This is a genomic window from Massilia sp. CT11-108 (genome assembly GCF_047302915.1).
In the GTDB taxonomy this organism is placed as follows: domain Bacteria; phylum Pseudomonadota; class Gammaproteobacteria; order Burkholderiales; family Burkholderiaceae_D; genus Telluria; species Telluria orientalis.
In genome coordinates this window covers 1-15,792 of record NZ_JBKYMO010000086.1, presented here as the reverse complement: position 1 = coordinate 15,792, position 15,792 = coordinate 1, and the positions used below count along the sequence as shown (strand labels likewise).

At 65.1% G+C, this 15,792-nt stretch carries 16 protein-coding genes and 1 pseudogene; 10 read left to right on the top strand and 7 right to left on the bottom strand.

The features are described 5' to 3' along the window. The 3 genes and pseudogenes from ACEN88_RS10015 to argH all read right to left on the bottom strand — a co-directional run. Positions 1-352: pseudogene (locus tag ACEN88_RS10015) on the bottom strand (HAD family hydrolase); the annotation flags it as partial. Between the two features lie 16 nt (positions 353-368). After that, on the bottom strand, positions 369-608 hold the full coding sequence (locus tag ACEN88_RS10010; protein ID WP_413339237.1) for a hypothetical protein: 240 nt from the start codon (positions 606-608) through the stop codon (positions 369-371). Positions 609-645: 37 nt separating this feature from the next. After that, positions 646-2,043 (bottom strand): argininosuccinate lyase, encoded by a 1,398-nt coding sequence (gene argH, locus ACEN88_RS10005; RefSeq protein ID WP_413339235.1) that lies wholly within the window; start codon positions 2,041-2,043, stop codon positions 646-648. 209 nt (positions 2,044-2,252) lie between these two features. On the opposite strand from argH, the gene ACEN88_RS10000 reads away from it, so the two are divergent. The 3 genes from ACEN88_RS10000 (at position 2,253) to ACEN88_RS09990 (ending at position 4,326) form a co-directional block, all read left to right on the top strand. After that, positions 2,253-2,501, top strand: a complete 249-nt coding sequence (locus ACEN88_RS10000; RefSeq protein WP_413339233.1) for a hypothetical protein — start codon at positions 2,253-2,255, stop codon at positions 2,499-2,501. Between the two features lie 93 nt (positions 2,502-2,594). Next, on the top strand, positions 2,595-3,038 hold the full coding sequence (locus ACEN88_RS09995) for a GNAT family N-acetyltransferase (protein ID WP_413339232.1): 444 nt from the start codon (positions 2,595-2,597) through the stop codon (positions 3,036-3,038). An 82-nt stretch (positions 3,039-3,120) separates the two neighbouring features. Then, the gene (locus ACEN88_RS09990) at positions 3,121-4,326 is read left to right on the top strand and encodes a cyanophycinase (protein ID WP_413339230.1); all 1,206 of its coding nucleotides are present in this window, start codon (positions 3,121-3,123) and stop codon (positions 4,324-4,326) included. Here ACEN88_RS09990 and ftrA read toward each other — a convergent pair. Beyond that, positions 4,295-5,278 carry a transcriptional regulator FtrA gene (gene ftrA / locus ACEN88_RS09985; protein WP_413339228.1) on the bottom strand — a complete coding sequence of 328 codons (984 nt, stop codon included), beginning with the start codon at positions 5,276-5,278 and terminating at the stop codon, positions 4,295-4,297. The genes ACEN88_RS09990 and ftrA overlap by 32 nt on opposite strands. Before the next feature lie 89 nt (positions 5,279-5,367). Between ftrA and ACEN88_RS09980 the strand changes: the two genes are divergently transcribed. From ACEN88_RS09980 to ACEN88_RS09965, 4 genes are all read left to right on the top strand, one after another. Continuing rightward, entirely contained in the window at positions 5,368-5,766 is a 399-nt protein-coding gene (locus ACEN88_RS09980; protein ID WP_413339226.1) for a rhodanese-like domain-containing protein, read from the top strand. An 87-nt stretch (positions 5,767-5,853) separates the two neighbouring features. Next, entirely contained in the window at positions 5,854-7,266 is a 1,413-nt protein-coding gene (locus ACEN88_RS09975; RefSeq protein ID WP_413339224.1) for a M64 family metallopeptidase, read from the top strand. Positions 7,267-7,351: 85 nt separating this feature from the next. Next, complete coding sequence (locus tag ACEN88_RS09970; RefSeq protein ID WP_413339223.1) at positions 7,352-7,864, top strand: hypothetical protein; 513 nt, start codon at positions 7,352-7,354, stop codon at positions 7,862-7,864. A gap of 154 nt (positions 7,865-8,018) precedes the next feature. Then, positions 8,019-8,549: a hypothetical protein gene (locus ACEN88_RS09965; RefSeq protein WP_413339221.1), complete on the top strand. Its 531-nt coding sequence runs from the start codon at positions 8,019-8,021 to the stop codon at positions 8,547-8,549. 50 nt (positions 8,550-8,599) lie between these two features. On the opposite strand, the gene parC is transcribed toward ACEN88_RS09965, so the two are convergent. Both parC and ACEN88_RS09955 read right to left on the bottom strand, forming a co-directional pair. Further along, positions 8,600-10,939 carry a DNA topoisomerase IV subunit A gene (parC, locus tag ACEN88_RS09960; RefSeq protein WP_413339219.1) on the bottom strand — a complete coding sequence of 780 codons (2,340 nt, stop codon included), beginning with the start codon at positions 10,937-10,939 and terminating at the stop codon, positions 8,600-8,602. Between the two features lie 29 nt (positions 10,940-10,968). Beyond that, the gene (locus tag ACEN88_RS09955) at positions 10,969-12,969 is read right to left on the bottom strand and encodes a DNA topoisomerase IV subunit B (RefSeq protein WP_413339217.1); all 2,001 of its coding nucleotides are present in this window, start codon (positions 12,967-12,969) and stop codon (positions 10,969-10,971) included. A gap of 295 nt (positions 12,970-13,264) precedes the next feature. On the opposite strand from ACEN88_RS09955, the gene ACEN88_RS09950 reads away from it, so the two are divergent. After that, positions 13,265-14,233, top strand: a complete 969-nt coding sequence (locus ACEN88_RS09950; protein ID WP_413339215.1) for a gamma-glutamyl-gamma-aminobutyrate hydrolase family protein — start codon at positions 13,265-13,267, stop codon at positions 14,231-14,233. A gap of 11 nt (positions 14,234-14,244) precedes the next feature. On the opposite strand, the gene ACEN88_RS09945 is transcribed toward ACEN88_RS09950, so the two are convergent. Continuing rightward, entirely contained in the window at positions 14,245-14,697 is a 453-nt protein-coding gene (locus tag ACEN88_RS09945; RefSeq protein ID WP_413339214.1) for an Lrp/AsnC family transcriptional regulator, read from the bottom strand. Between the two features lie 81 nt (positions 14,698-14,778). Here ACEN88_RS09945 and ACEN88_RS09940 point away from each other — a divergent pair, with 81 nt between their 5' ends. Continuing rightward, positions 14,779-15,396 carry a LysE family translocator gene (locus ACEN88_RS09940; protein WP_413339212.1) on the top strand — a complete coding sequence of 206 codons (618 nt, stop codon included), beginning with the start codon at positions 14,779-14,781 and terminating at the stop codon, positions 15,394-15,396. Positions 15,397-15,474: 78 nt separating this feature from the next. Further along, positions 15,475-15,792: hypothetical protein (locus tag ACEN88_RS09935; protein WP_413339210.1), on the top strand; the 318-nt coding region annotated here is incomplete at its 3' end.

The window sequence follows — 15,792 nt, the reverse complement described above, 5'->3', positions numbered from 1 at the left end:
CCAGCGCCCGCGGCGCGGACGTGACGATGGCCCAGCGTTCGGCCGGCAGGCTCGCGATGAAGGCGGCGGCGCCCTCGATGGCTTCGATCCCGGCCACGTCATCGATCTCCGCGCGCGTGATGAACGCGGCTTCCGCTACCGGATCGACGCCGGGCAGTTCCAGCGCGCGGATGGTTTCCTCGGTGCGCTTGCCGTGGATGGTGGGCAGGAAGGCGGCTACGTCGAGCCCGTGGCTGGCGGCCCAGTCGCCCCAGACCCGCTCGGCGGCCTTGATGGAAGTGAGGATGGTGCCGTCCATGTCGAACAGGAAGGCGGAAAAATCGCGTTGGGGCAGGGCTGGCGTTGCAGTCATGGATCTTTCTTGTGGGTTACAGTCGGCGCGAGTGGATCTTGCGGGCGTAGCGGTCGTGGACGTGCTGGCTGATAAAGGTCGACAGCCCGCGGCCGGCCCGGGCCAGGTCCTGCATCCGCGCGATGTTGGCGGCGCCCGCGCTGTCTTCCGTGTAGAGATAGCGGTCGCCGTTCCTGAACTGGACGATGATCTGGCCGGCGTCGATGTCGTAGGCGACGACGCCGGATTCGCGGTTCTGGTTGCCGTAGCGTTGCATGGGTGTCCTCCGTCAGGGCGGACACCCGGGGGCGTCCTTATTCCGCCAATTGTGCCCGGACACGGGCAACGGCCGCGCGCACCTGGTTCGGCGCCGTGCCGCCCACGTGGTCGCGCGCCGCGACGGAACCTTCCAGGGTCAGCACGGCGAACACGTCCTGCTCGATCAGCGGCGAGAACTCGCGCAGGCGCTCCAGCGACATCTCCGACAGGTCGCATTTGGCGTCGTCGCACGCGCGCACGGCATGCGCCACGGCTTCGTGGGCGTCGCGGAATGGCAGGCCCTTCTTGACGAGGTAGTCGGCCAGGTCGGTCGCCGTCGCATAGCCCTGCAGGGCGGCCGCGCGCATGTTTTCGGGCTTGACCGTGATGCCGGATGCCATGTCGGTGAAGATGCGCAGGGTGTCCAGCACGGTGTCGACGGTGTCGAACAGCGGTTCCTTGTCTTCCTGGTTGTCCTTGTTGTACGCGAGCGGCTGGCCCTTCATCAGGGTCAGCAGGCCCATCAGGTGACCGTAGACACGGCCCGTCTTGCCGCGCGCCAGTTCCGGCACGTCCGGGTTCTTTTTCTGCGGCATGATCGACGAGCCGGTGCAGAAGCGGTCGGCGATGTCGATGAAGCCGATACGCGGGCTCATCCACGTCACGAGCTCTTCCGACATGCGCGAGATGTGCATCATCAAGACCGATGCGGCTGCCGTGAACTCGATGGCGAAATCGCGATCAGACACAGCGTCGAGCGAGTTGTGGCAGACGTCTTCGAAACCGAGGGTCTTGGCCACGCGCAGGCGGTCGATTGGGAAGGTGGTGCCCGCCAGGGCGGCGGCACCCAGCGGCAGGCGGTTCACGCGGCGTCGCGTGTCGGCCATGCGCTCGGCGTCGCGGCCGAACATTTCCACATAGGCCAGCAGGTGGTGGCCGAAGGTCACCGGCTGCGCCACCTGCAGGTGCGTGAAGCCCGGCATGATGGTGTCCGCGTTGCGTTCCGCCAGGTCGGTCAGGGCGCCGCGCAGGCCTTTCAGCAGGGCGAGGATGTCGTCGATGGCGGCGCGCATGTACAGGCGGATGTCGGTCGCCACCTGGTCGTTGCGGGAACGGCCCGTATGCAGGCGCTTGCCGGCATCGCCGACCAGTTCCGTCAGGCGTTTTTCGATGTTCAGGTGCACGTCTTCCAGGTCGAGCAGCCACTCGAACTGGCCGGCTTCGATCTCGCTGCGGATCTGCGCCATGCCGCGCTCGATCTCGGCGCGGTCTGCGGCACTGATGATGCCCTGGGCAGCCAGCATCTCGGCGTGGGCGAGCGAACCCTGGATGTCGAACAGGGCCAGGCGCTTGTCGAAGAAGACGGACGCGGTGTAGCGCTTGACGAGGTCGGAGACGGGTTCGGAGAAGCGGGCCGACCAGGCTTCCGCTTTTTTGGCAAATTGATCAGTCATGATGGGAGACGGGTGACGGGATGTTCTTGGATTTCCTGATTATAAACTGTGCAGACTTGCGCCCGGGGATTGCGCCCCGGTGACTTTCATCCGCAATTGTCCGATGATGTCGTTGTGCTTGGCACCCATGACATAACGACGGGAGACGGACATGCCGGCGCGACACTGGATGGGGTGGATGGCGGCGATGGCGATCGTGGGCGGGGCGGATGCTCAGCAACAGGCGACTGGGACCGGATGCGCTCGCTGTTCGCAGCACGGAGACGTTCGGCCAGATCGTCCACGTGTTCAGTACGTACGAATCGCGGCATGCGCGCGGGGACGCCGAACCGTTCCAGCGCGGCATCAACAGCATCCAGCTGTACCACGACGGCAAGCGCTGGTGGATCGTGAACCTGCTGTGGCGCGCCGAGGACGCGTCGCTGCGCCTGCCGGAGCGCTATTTGCCCAGGCGCTGAACGGTTCATGCACGCACGATTGGCGGAATCGTCCATGCGGACCAGAACGGGGATAGAATTGGTTTTTTACCAGATTGACGGTTTGGCGTGTCCATGATTCCAACCACCAACGATTCCAGTTTCCAGGTCAGCACGGACCGGACGCGGCTCGATATTCCGATGATCTACCGCTTCCTCAGCGAGCAGTCGACCTGGGCCGTCGGCATTTCGCGTACCGTGGTCGAGCGCTCGATCGAGAATTCGCTGTGCTTCGGCGGCTACCTCGACGGCCGCCAGATCGCGTTCGCGCGGGTCATCACCGACTATGCGACGATGGCCCACTTGTGCGACGTCTTCGTCGTGCCCGAGTACCGCGGGCGCGGCTATGCGAAGCAGCTGATCCGCATCGTCATGGAGCATCCGAGCCTGCAGCGCATGCGCCGGTTCACCCTCAACACGAACGACGCGCACAGCCTGTTTGCCCGCTTCGGCTTTGCGCCGTCCGAGCGTCCGGACACGCTGATGGAACGCTACTACCCGAACATATATCTTTCCTGACCGGACGCAACACGCTGCCGGTCCTCTACAATCAGGCTTACTGTTTGTCGAAGTCGGGAAGGGTTTTATGGTTCGGTCTGCGTTGCGTCTTTTCCTGGCCGTGCTGCTGCTGGCCGGCGCGCCCTGGTGCGCCGCCGCCGATGCGGCGGTACAGCCCAAGGGATCCCTCGTCATCATTGGCGGCAATCTGCGCCCCGCGAATGGTCCCGTGTGGGAACGCATCATCCAGCTCGCGGGCGGGAAGGGGGCGCGCATCGCCGTGTTCGCGTCCGCGTCGGGCACGCCGGAACGGTCCGGCAAGAGCCTCGTCGAGCGCCTCAACAGCTATGGCGCCAAGGCATTTTTCGTCCCCGTCGCGGTCAAGCTGTCCGGCAGCAATTACCAGGCGGCGGCCGACGACCGGGGCCTGGCCGAAGCCGTGCGCAACGCGAACGGCGCGTTCTTCGCGGGCGGCGACCAGAGCCGGATCACGCGCGCACTGCGCCACGAGGACGGCAGCAATACCCGCGTCCTCGATGCACTGTGGGACATGTACCGGCGCGGCGGCGTGATTGCCGGCTCCAGCGCCGGGGCCGCCATCATGAGCAGCACGATGTTCGGCCGGCCCCGCACCGTGCTGGCCACGCTCAAGCTGGGCGTGGAAGAGGGCGAGGAAATCACGGACGGGCTCGGCTTCGTCGGCGACGACGTCTTCATCGACCAGCACCTGCTCGTGCGCGGCCGCTTCGCGCGCATGCTGCCCGCCATGCTCAAGAAGGGCTACAAGCTGGGCCTGGGCATCGACGAGGACACGGCGATGGTGGTGCTGCCCAGCCGCGACGTCGAGGTGATCGGCTACAAGGGCGCGCTCGTGCTCGACCTGTCGAACGCGATCGTGCACGAGGGCGCGTTCAACGTGACCAACGTGCGCGTCAGCTACCTCGACAACGGCGACCACTTCAATATCGTCACGCGCGAATGCACGCCGTCCGACGACAAGGCCGACAACAAGCTCGACCCGTCGCGGCCGTACTACCGCGAACCGCTGTTCACCGCCGATATCCTCGGCAACAGCACCGTTGTCGACCTGATGAGCAAGCTGATCGACAGCGACCAGCCGGACGCGATCGGCATCACGCTCGGCAGCCCGAACGGCGTCCAGCCCGACCTCGGCTTCGAATTCCGTTTTACACGTACGGACGACAGCGTCGGCTACCAGTCGTCGTCGATGGAATCCTATTCGATCTATAACGTGCGGCTGGACATCCGGCCGATCCTCATCCGCCGTCCGCTGTACCAGTACAAGTAACCTGGCCAGACGGGCGCTTGCGGTAGCGTCCGGGCGATGCCAGCCCGTGCGCGCGGAAATGCCGGCGCAGCGATTCGGCCGAGCCGAGCCCGGCCAGGTCCGCGATCGCATCGATGGCGAGTTGTGGCCGTGATTCCAGCAGCTGCGCGGCGAGTGCGACCCGCTCGCGCACGAGCCAGCCGAGCGGCGCGAGGCCCGTTCTCTCCTTGAAGCGGCGCTGGAAGGTGCGCGTCCCCAGGCGCGCCTCGGCCGCCATCGACGCCACCGTATGCTCGGCCCGGATGGTTTCGCGCACGCGGTCCATCAGGCGGGCGATGGTGTCCACGCCGGCGTCGGGCACCGGACGCGCGACGCGCTGCACCTGGTCGCCGTCGCGGTGCGCCGGGATCACGAGGCGTTGCGCGACAAGGTTGGCGACCTCGGCCCCGAAGTCGGTGCGCACGAGGTGCAGCAGCATGTCGAGGCCGGCCGCGGAACCGGCTGACGTGACGATGCGCCCGGCGTCGACATACAGCGCGTCCGTATCGATCTCGATGTCGGGGAAGCGGGTGCGCATGTCGTCAAGGTAGTGCCAGTGCGTGGTCGCCACGCGGCCGTCGAGCAGGCCGGCATAGGCGAGCACGTACGCGCCCGTGCAGATCGAGCAGATGCGCGCACCCCGTGCATGCGCGGCGCGCAACGCGTCGACGAGGGCGGGCGGCGGCACGTCCGCCAGGTCGCGCCAGCCGGGAATGACGATCGTGTCCGCGTGCGCGAGGGCGTCGAGGCCGTGCGGCACCTGCACCGTCAGGCCACCCCTGGCGCGCAGTGGACCGGGCTCGATGGCGCACACCGTATGGCTGTACCAATGCACGCCCAGCTCCGGACGCTCCAGGGCGAACAGCTCGATGGCGCAGGCGAATTCGAAGGTGCACAGGCTGTCGTAGGCGATGATGGAGACGTGATGGGACATGGCGCGATGTTACCAATTTCTGTCGCGCAAGGCACTGCCGCCAGCGCGCCGGCGCTGCGACACTAGCGTCTCAACCACAGGAGAGACCCATGACTTCATCCGTATCCGCCATCCCAGCCGCATCCGGCGACCGCGCCATGGACCACTTCGGTACCGCATTCGAATTCGAGACGGACTGCTGGGACGTGCACGACGCGATCGCCAGCGGCACGCAGGATTTCGTCCTGTTCGACGTGCGCAGCCCTGAGCTGTACGCGCGGGGCCATGTGCCGCAGGCGATTAACATGCCACACGGGAAAATTGTTGAAGCGAAGCTGCGCGATTATCCGCTGGACACCTTGTTCGTCGTCTATTGCGCCGGCCCCCATTGCAATGGCGCGCACCGCGCCGCGTACCGGCTGGCGAAGCTGGGGCGGCCCGTCAAGTTGATGATCGGCGGAATCACGGGCTGGATAGACGAAGGCTTCGAGTTGGTCCAGGCAGCTTGATCGTTGATTGTCAGAAAGCCAAACCTGCGCTAGATTGCAAGTTTTAGGGCTTGCTGAAGAGCCTGCCAAACTGACGACGGAGCGCACATGATTCGATCGCTGTTACCTCTGCTGGCCGCCTGCGCCCTCCCCGCACTGGCCCTCGCCGCCCAGCCCGCCACCGTGCGCGTCGACTACATTCACAGCGGCAATGCGCTGTCCGAACAGTACGCCATCGAGCGCGTGCTGATCGAACCGCTGCCGTGGCCGGGCGACATGTCGCGGCCGTTCGACGACACCAACCGCGGCAACAACCGCGTCGAGGTGGCCGATGCGAAGACGGGAGACTTGCTGTATTCGCGCGACTTTTCCACCGTGTTCGGCGAGTGGAAGACGACGGAAGAGGCCAATAAACTCAGCCGCGGGTTCCATGAGTCCGTGCGCTTTCCGAAGCCCGACCGCCCCGTGCGCGTGCGCATCCTGAAGCGCGACGAGCGCAACCAGTTCTCCGTCGCGTGGAGCGTCGATGTCGACACGGATGCGCAGGACGTCGTGCGCGCGCAGGGGCCGGCGCCGGCCAAGCCGATTCCGATCCGCGTGAGCGGACCGTCGCCGTGCAAGGTCGACCTGCTCGTGCTGGGCGACGGTTATACGCAGGCCGAGATGCCGAAGTTCGAAGCCGCGGTACGCCGCCTCGCGCAGCATTTGTTCGAGGTGTCGCCGTTCAGGGAGCGCGCGAACGATTTCAACGTGTGGGCGCTGGCCGTGCCGACGCGGGAATCGGGCGTGTCGCGGCCGTCGACGGGCGTGCATCACGCGTCCGCGCTGGGCACGCGCTACGACATCTTCGGCAGCGAACGCTATGTGCTCACGCTGGACAACCGTGCGCTGCGCGACATCGCGCAGTACGCACCGTACGAATTCATCGAGATCCTCGTCAACAACGACACGTATGGCGGTGGCGGCATCTTCGGCCAGTTCAGCACGGCGGCCGCGAGCAACGACTGGGCGGACTATCTGTTCGTGCACGAGTTCGGCCACCACTTCGCCGGGCTGGCCGACGAGTACTACACGTCGCCCGTCGCGTACCAGTCCAGCGGCGCGCGCATGGAGCCATGGGAGCCGAACGTGACGGCGTTGCGCGATCCGGCCCGCCTGAAGTGGAAGCAATACGTGCAGGCCGGCACGCCGTTGCCGACGCCGTGGCCCAAGGCCGAGTACGAAGCGTATTCGCGCGAGTACCAGAAAAAGCGGGCCGCGCTGCGGGCGGCCAACCGGCCGGAGTCGGAGATGAACGCGCTGTTCCGCGAAGACCTGGCGCACTCGAACGCCCTGTTTGCGCAGGCCAGGTACCGCAAGGCGATCGGCGCGTTCGAGGGCGCGAACTACGAAGCGACCGGCTATTACCGTCCGGCCATGCAATGCATCATGTTCGACCGCAGCGGCGAGTTCTGCCCCGTCTGCCAGGACGGCATCAGCGACATCATCGACCTGTACGCGGGCCGGCCTGCCAAAAAGTAGCACCGGCGGGTGCGCTGCCGAACAGAGTCACCCGGGCGGCGCACCTATCCTCGTTTCGACTACTCACCTACGAAACGGGATCATCATGAACAAATTCCTCCCCACCCTCGTGTGTGCCCTGCTGGCGTCGTCGGCCTGGGCCCAGACCACGGCCAATACGGCGCCGATCGGCCAGGCCGTCTCCGGCCACAACACCACGGCCGCCGGCGTGTCCGGCACGGGCCTGCGCACGGACGGCACGGCGAACACCGGTTCCGCACATGGCGCCACGGGCCGCCAGGCCGCCGGCGTCAACAGTGCCGGCCAGGTCGTCGGCAAGAGCACGGCCGTCATCAATCCCGCGCCGGCCAAGGCCGACAGCGTCAATGCCCAGGCCACCAACACGACGGCACCCAACAACACCGACACCGATGCGGCCGCTACCGGCGGGCGCGGCAAGGCCGGCACGAAGGCCGAAAGCGAAGTCATGAAGGCGAATGCAAGGGCCGTGAAAGAGCCGCCGGGCAGCCGCATGAAAACGGAAGCGGCTGTGAAGGCAAGCAAGAAAAAACATGCTGAATCGAAACGCAAGGGTGCCGAGAAGGCGGCCGAGCGCTGAAAAATCTTGTCACAAATTGGATGATGACCAGTATGTACTGCGTGCGCTGGCGAACAGAGCGAAAGTTGTCCCAAGCATATTCTGAAGCCCTGACTTAACAAAAACATATCGGCGCGTTACGGCGCGCCCCACCATAATCTTCAGGAGAACTACGATGAATAAACTGCTCGCCACCCTGATCGCCGGCCTGTTCGCTACCTCGGTCTACGCCCAGACCACGACCGCACCGGCGACCCCGGTCACGACCACCACCGACACCACCATGGGCCAGAGCGGCACGGCTGGTACGACCTCGACCGGCAATGCGGATGCCGACAAGAAGATCGCCAAGGCCAACGAGAAGGAAGCCAAGGAGATGTCGAAGCAGGACGAGAAGATCGACAAGGCCGTCGGCCAGGCCAACGAGAAGAAGGCCAAGGCCCACGACAAGGCCGAGAAGAAGGTTGCCAAGGCTCACGAGAAGGTCGCCAAGGCTGATCCGGAAGACAAGGCCAAGGCTGCTGCCAAGGCCGAGGAAAAGACGGCCGAAGCCAATTACGACGCCCAGAAGACCATGATCAAGGCCGACGAAAAGGCCCAGAAGAAGATCGTGGACGCCAACGCCGATAAAGCCAAGGCCCACGCCAAGGCCAATGAGAAGCGTGCCGAAGCCACCGCCGAGGCACACAAGGACGCCGCCAAGTAATCTGGTGCGCCCATGAAAAAACGGACCCGCGGGTCCGTTTTTTTTTATCCTCAACCGCCGTCCGTCTGGCGCATCGCGAGGTCTTTCGCCTTCAGCTTGGCCGACAACGGCTTGCCCTTGTTGGCCCGCTTGCCGAAGTGCGGCTCCAGGCCGGACGCGAACAACTCCACCGTGCGCGGCTTGTCGCCGGCCCAGGTGCCGACCACGTTCAGGCCTTTCTGGCTGATCGGCTGCACGGCCAGCAGCTTTTCCTTCGGCTCCAGGCCCATCAGGATCACGCCGCGCCCGCCGTTCTGCAGCACCTTCATTTCGTCGATGCCGAACACCAGCACGCGGCCCTTCTCGGACAGGCAGGCGATGGCGCCCGCATTGTCCGATACGACGCGCGGCGCCAGCGGCACGGCGCCGTCGTCCAGCGTGATAAACGATTTACCACCTTTCAGGCGCGTGATCATGTCGCCGGCTTTCGTGATGAAACCGAAGCCGGTCGTCGTCGCGAGCAGCAGGCGCGTCTCGGCCGGCCCCACGTAGTAGTACAGGATGCGTCCGCCGCCCGACAGGTCGACGAGCGTCGTGATGGGCACGCCGTCGCCGCGCGCGCCGGGCAGGGCGGCCACGGGCACGGAATACACCTTGCCGTTGTCGCCGACGCACAGCAGCGTGTCGACCGTGCGGCATTCGAACGCGCCGTACAGCGAGTCGCCCGCCTTGAACGTGAACTGGGCCGGATCGTGGCCGACGCCGGTACGCGCGCGCACCCAGCCCTTTTCGGACACGATGACGGTCACCGGCTCGTCGATGATCTTCTGCTCGGCCACGGCCTTCTGCGCTTCCTCGATCAGCGTGCGGCGGTCGTCGCCGTACTGTTTCGAGTCCGCCTCGATCTCGCGGATGATCAGGCGCTTCATCGAGTTCGGGTTATCGAGGATGTCTTCCAGCTTTTCCTTTTCGCCGCGCAGCTCGGCGAGCTCCTGCTGGATCTTGATCGCTTCCAGGCGCGCCAGCTGGCGCAGGCGGATCTCGAGGATGTCCTCGGCCTGGCGTTCCGACAGGCGGAAACGCTCGATCAGCGCGGCCTTCGGCTCGTCCGAATTGCGGATGATGTGGATGACCTCGTCGATGTTCAGCAGGACGGTTTCGCGGCCTTCCAGGATGTGGATGCGGTCGTTGACCTTGCCCAGCCTGAATTCCGTGCGGCGGCGGACCGTGACGAAGCGGTACTCGATCCATTCCTGCAGGATCTCGGTGAGACCCTTCTGGCGCGGACGGCCGTCGCCGCCGATCATCACAAGGTTGATCGGTGCCGACGTTTCCAGCGACGTGTGCGCCAGCAGCATCAGCATGAATTCGGTCTGGTCCTGGTTCTTCGACTTCGGCTCGAACACGAGGCGTACCGGCGCTTCGCGGCCGGATTCGTCGCGCACGGCGTCCAGCGCGCCGAGGATCGTCTGCTTCAGCGTGAGCTGCTCGGGCAGCAGGGTCTTCTTGCCGACCTTGATCTTCGGGTTCGTGAGTTCCTCGATCTCTTCCAGCACGCGCTGCGACGACACGCCCGGCGGCAGTTCCGTGACGACGGCCTGCCACTGGCCGCGCGCCAGTTCCTCGATCTTCCAGCGCGCGCGCACCTTCATCGAGCCACGGCCCGATGCGTACATGTCGGCGATGCTTGACGCCGGCGTGATGATCTGGCCGCCGCCCGGATAGTCCGGACCGGGCATGAGGGTCATCAGCTCGGCGTGCGTGATCTTCGGATTGCGGATCATCGCGACGGCGGCGGAAGCCACTTCACGCAGGTTGTGCGACGGGATCTCGGTGGCCATGCCGACCGCGATGCCGGACGCGCCGTTCAGCAGCAGCATCGGCAGGCGCGCTGGCAGCGTGCGCGGTTCCTCGCTGGAACCGTCGTAGTTCGGCTGGAAGTCGACGGTGCCCATGTCGATTTCGTCGAGCAGCAGGCGCGAGACGGGCGTCAGACGGGCTTCCGTGTAACGCATCGCGGCGGCGCCGTCGCCGTCGCGCGAGCCGAAGTTGCCCTGGCCGTCGATCAGCGGATAGCGCAGGGAGAAATCCTGGGCCATGCGCACGAGGGCGTCGTACACCGACTGGTCGCCGTGCGGGTGCAGCTTACCGAGCACGTCGCCGACGACGGTCGCGGACTTGCGCGGCTTCGCGGTCGGGCCGAGACCCAGTTCGTTCATCGAGTACAGGATGCGGCGCTGGACGGGCTTCTGGCCGTCCGAGACGTCCGGCAGCGCGCGGCCTTTCACGACCGAGACGGCATAGTCCAGGTACGCGCGCTCGGCGAAAGTCGAGAGGGTCAGCGTCTCGGCGTCATCGCCGCCGCCGCCGCCGGGGGGAGTGGTTTGTTCGAAAAGGCTTGCTTGGGTCATGATTTTCTATGTTTCGTATTCGGCGGCTGTCAGATGTCGGCTTCCGTCTCGTTCCCGTGCTCTTCCAGCCACGCGCGACGGGCGGCAGCTTCGCCTTTACCCATCAGCATGTTGAAGCGCGCCGACGATTCGGCCAGGCCGTAGTCGCCGAAGGCCACCGGCAGCAGGCGGCGGGTGTCCGGGTTCATCGTCGTTTCCCACAGCTGCTCGGCGTTCATCTCGCCCAGGCCCTTGAAGCGGGAGATGCTCCACACGCCTTCCTTCAGGCCTTCTTTTTTCAGCTTGTCCTCGATGGCGAGCAGTTCGCCGTCGTCCAGCGCGTACAGTTTCTGGATCGGCTTCTTGCCGCGCGCCGGCACGTCCACGCGGTACAGCGGCGGGCGCGCGACGCATACGTGGCCGTTCCTGAAGAGGGCAGGGAAGTGCTTGAAGAAGAGGGTCAGCAGCAGGACCTGGATGTGCGAGCCGTCGACGTCCGCATCGGAGAGGATGCAGATCTTCCCGTAGCGCAGGCCGGACAGGTCCGGGCTGTCGTCCGGGCCGTGCGGATCGACGCCGATCGCCACCGCGATGTCGTGGATCTCGTTGTTGGCGAACAGGCGGTCGCGGTCCGTTTCCCACGTGTTCAGCACCTTGCCGCGCAACGGCAGGATCGCCTGGAATTCCTTGTCGCGCCCCATCTTGGCGGAACCGCCCGCCGAATCGCCCTCGACGAGGAACAGCTCGTTGCGGGTGATGTCCGTCGATTCGCAGTCGGTCAGCTTGCCCGGCAAAACGGCCACGCCGGACGACTTCTTCTTCTCGACTTTTTGCAGCGAACGGAGACGCGATTGCGCCTGCTTGATGACGAGTTCCGCCAGCTTGCGGCCGTATTCGACGTGCTGGTTCAGCCACAGTTCGAGCGGCGGCTTGGTGAACGACGACACGAGTTTCACCGCGTCGCGCGAGTTCAGGCGTTCCTTCGTCTGGCCCTGGAATTGCGGGTCCAGCACTTTCGCGGACAGCACGAACGAGACGCGTGCGAACACGTCTTCCGGCAGCAGCTTGACGCCCTTCGGCAGCAGCGAGTGCATCTCGACGAAGCCCTTCACGGCGCCGAACAGGCCGTCGCGCAGGCCGGACTCGTGCGTGCCGCCGCTGACCGTCGGGATCAGGTTGACATAGGATTCGCGTACCACCGAACCTTCCTCGGTCCAGGCCACGACCCACGCCGCGCCTTCGCCCTCGGCAAAGCCTTCATCGCCGGCGGCGGCGTACTGCGCGCCTTCGAACAACGGGATCACGGTCTGGCCGCCGCCGGCCGTCTGCGCCAGCGCTTCCGTCAGGTAGCCGCGCAGGCCTTCGTCGTAGCGCCAGGTCTGCTTGTCGCCGGTCTTGGCGTTCGTCAGCGTGACGGTCACGCCCGGCAGCAGCACGGCTTTCGAGCGCAGCAGGCGCTGCAGCTCGGTCATCGGGATGTTCGGCGAATCGAAGTATTTACCGTCCGGCCAGGCGGTGACGCGCGTGCCGTTCTTCTTGCCGCCGCGCTCGAACGGTTCGGAGGTCAGCGGCTCGATGACGTCGCCGTCGGCGAACACGAGCTTGTGCACGCCGTTGCCGTCGTCGTCCTTGCGCCACACCGTGATTTCCAGGCGCTTCGACAGTGCGTTCGTGACGGACACGCCGACGCCGTGCAGGCCGCCCGAGAACGCATAGGCGCCACCGGAGCCCTTGTCGAACTTGCCGCCGGCGTGCAGGCGGGTGAACACGATCTCGACGGTCGAGACGCCTTCTTCCGGATGCAGGCCGACCGGGATGCCGCGGCCGTCGTCCTCGACGGTGATGGAACCGTCCGCGTTCATCGTCACGTCGATGTTCTTGCAGTGGCCGCCCAGCGCCTCGTCCGAGGCGTTGTCGATCACTTCCTGGATAATGTGCAGCGGATTCTCGGTGCGTGTGTACATGCCCGGACGCTGCTTGACGGGCTCCAATCCTTTCAGGACGCGGATGGATGATTCGCTGTAATCGGGTGCGGGTTTCTTGGTGGCCATGCTTGATCTTCAATCATTCGAATGCTGCGCATTCTATCTTGTCGCGCGGAAAATAAGCGACTTCACGCGGTGGGTTCTACAGGACGGGACGCGGCGTGCGGCCAAAACAACTGTATGAAAATACAGTATTTTTGCCTGTTAAGCGCAAGTTTGCAAGTGTTCGTTGCACGGATTGCCAAGTCGGCTGCATCCCGGCATCCTGTGCATATGCGGGTGGGTGCGGAGATTTCATTACTAAAACGATATTTTTTTTAAAACGAATCGTGCGCGACCGTCGCAAGGATATATTGAGATCATGGCTGAGGACAATGACAAGCACGCTAATGAACCAGCGGACGCCGGACCGCCGCCGAGGGTGCCGGACCGGCGGGCGGGCGGCAATGCGTCGCGCTACCTCCGTACCGACGACACGCCGCTGAACCTGGCCGGCCGCGTATTGCGCTCGCGCTGGCGTGCGCTGACCGACAAGTTCAACCGCGACTTCATGCGGCGCACGCTGCGCATTGGCGTCTCCGCCCGCATCTTCCATCCGGAAGAGGGCGCGAAAGGCCTGCGCAGCAAGAACTTGCAATACCTTGAGGAATCGATCGCGCAATGGGTGATGTCGCGCGACGTGCTCGTGTTCATGGTCCCGACCGTCAATACGAACGGGCTGCTGCACCCCAGCAACATCACGATGCGTCATTACGCGCGCCACCTGGACGGCCTCGTGCTGCAGGGCGGGGCGGACGTGTCGCCGATGACGTATTCCGAAACGCCGACGCGGCCCGAATGGAACGGCGACCGCGCGCGCGACGTGTATGAACTGGAACTGCTGCACGAATTCGTCGACGCGGGCAAGCCTGTGCTGGGCATCTGCCGCGGTTGCCAGCTGATCAACGTCGCGTTCGGCGGCACTTTGCACCAGGACATCGTCTCGAATGTGCCCGGCGCCCTGCCGCACGTGCACGACATCTACGACGCGCACCGGCACGCCATCGTGTTTCCGCATGGATCGTCGCTGCGCAAGATGTTTCCCCAGCACGAGCGCGCCGTCGTGAACTCGATCCACCACCAGGCCGTCAAGGACCTGGGCCGCGATATCCACGTGGAGGCGATGTCCGAGCCGGACGGCGTCATCGAAGCGATCCGCTACCAGCGTGCGCCATTCGTGATGGGCCTGCAATGGCATCCGGAATTCCACCGCGCCACGGGCGGCGACCTGCTCGACTGCACGCCGGTGCTGGACGAATTTTTGCGCGCCGCGCGCGAGACTCGCCTTTGAAGCGCCTCTGATCACAGCGGCAGGGGCCGCCCCTGCACGACGCTCTTCATCACGAGCGTCGACGTCAGCCGCAACACGTTCGGCAACGTCGACAGGCTGTCGTCCCACAGTTTCTGGTACGCCGCCAGGTCCGTCGTGATGACGTTCAGGATGTAGTCCGGATCGCCGAACAGGCGCTGCGCGTGGATGATTTCGGGAACACCGGGCACGCGTTCTTCGAAGGCACGTACGCTCTCCCGGTCGGTGGCGCGCAAGGTGACGAACACGATGGCCGAGAAATTCAGTCCGACGGCCGCCGGATCGATCGTCGCCCGGTAGTCGGCGATGATCCCCGTCTCTTCCAGTGCGCGCACGCGCCGGTGGCACGGCGACAGGCTCAGGCCGATGCGTTCCGCCAGGTCGGTGAGAGAAAGCCGTCCGTCTTTCTGTAGTTCCGCAAGAATCTTTCGATCGTAATCATCCATGAGAAAGATGTTGCCTGATATGGGCGACTTTTGACAAGACTCTGGAAGCACATTTCTGGCGCGGCGCAGTACGCTGTCGTCATGAATACACATACCCTCCTGCTGTTTTCCGCGACCGTCCTGCCGCTCGTGTGCACGCCCGGTCCGGACATCCTGTTCATTGCGTCGCAAGCGATGTCCGGCGGCACACCGGCCGGACTGCGCGCCACGACGGGCGTGCTGCTCGGCTACTGCGTCCATTCCTTTCTCGTCGCGCTCGGCCTCGCGGCCGTGGTGGTGGCGTCACCCGTCCTGTTCGAGGTGATCCGCTGGGCCGGTATCACATACCTGGTCTACCTGGCCTCGAAGATGATCCGGGCGGCGCTGCGTTCCGGCGAGCTCGTCGTACCGAAGGGGCGGGTAACGAACCAGCTCGCCAAGGGTTTTCTTACGTCCCTGCTCAATCCGAAGGGAATGATGGTGTACGTGGCCATCCTGCCCCAGTTCATGGACCGGCACGGCGGCAACACGACGCTGCAGGCGGTCGTCCTGTCGGCGGCCTTCATGTTCTGGTGCGCGGTCGTGTACGCCTCGCTGTCCCTTGCGCTGGGCCGGGCAGGACAGCGCCGCCTGAGCGACACCCGGCGCCGGGTGATCGACGGCTCGGCCGGTGGCATGGTCCTGGTTGCGGCCGGGTTCATGGCGCTGGTCCGGCAATGAGCAGATTGCGCTTGCGTTCATCTTCGTCCCGATCCATAATCTAAACGAGAATCATTCTCATTTATGCGAGGAGGCTTTATGGACGACGATCTGCTGGACGAACTGAACACGCCGGACGGGCGGCGCACCACGCGCCACGAACTGCTCGTGGCGGCGCTGCTGCACCTGATGTCGCAATACACCGTGAACAATGCGGATGCCTGCGACCGCGCGAGCGGCGACGGGCCGTGCGTGAAACTGGCCTCGGTGATCGAGCGCCACCTGAATGCGCTGGCGCGCCTGCCGGATGCCGATCCGGTGCTGCGTGCCACCTGCGAACAGCTGAGCGTGAAATGGGCAGGCCTCGTCGACCGCGGCCTGCCGGCGCCCGTCAAGCGCCCGCTGCTGGCGCGGGCG